Source organism: Vibrio sp. YT-19(2023) (assembly GCF_033337395.1).
Genome location: NZ_JAWOQN010000710.1, coordinates 1 through 620, shown reverse-complemented (window position 1 = coordinate 620; position 620 = coordinate 1). Strand labels below are relative to the sequence as shown.

The window sequence follows — 620 nt, the reverse complement described above, 5'->3', positions numbered from 1 at the left end:
AACTTAAGTAGCACAAGCTGAATGATTGCAAAGGTTGACGTGAAAGCGTCAACCTTTTGTTTTATCTGACGTATACTAATTCAAATTGAAATGAATCGGATATCCACAATGAGTTTTGAACTGCACCCTCAATTGGCAAAAGACACCACAGTAATCGGCCACTTCCCTCTTTGCGTTGCACTTCTACATAAAGATAATGCAGTGCCGTGCGTCACCTAAAACCCTAACCGTGCCAACTTAAAAGCCCTGCACCACTCACCGATGAAAGAGCAGCAACAGTTTTTACTTGAGTCACAAGCGGTAAGCCAAGCGCTCGAAGCGACTTTCCGCCCTGACAAGTTGAATCTTGGCGCACTTGGTAACATGGTGCCGCAGCTACACATTCATCATATCGCACGCTTTAAGGACGACGTTGCATGGCCAGGGCCGATTTGGGGAAACACAAGCGGCGAGTTTCGCAGCGAAAAAGAACAAGATGAGATTCTCAAACGTATTGGAAATGTATTGTCGCTAAGCTCGATATTCCATAAAGCTTAATTAATATTCAGCCGCTATGAGATTTGCTTGCCATCGACAAGGCTATTGATTAGAAAAGAAAAAGCCGCATCAGAAATGACACG

1 pseudogene is annotated in these 620 nt (G+C 44.4%); it reads left to right on the top strand.

Annotated elements, in window-relative coordinates:
• Window positions 1–108 precede the first annotated feature (108 nt).
• Window positions 109–537, top strand: a pseudogene (locus R7E78_RS28030) (HIT domain-containing protein).
• Window positions 538–620 lie beyond the last annotated feature (83 nt).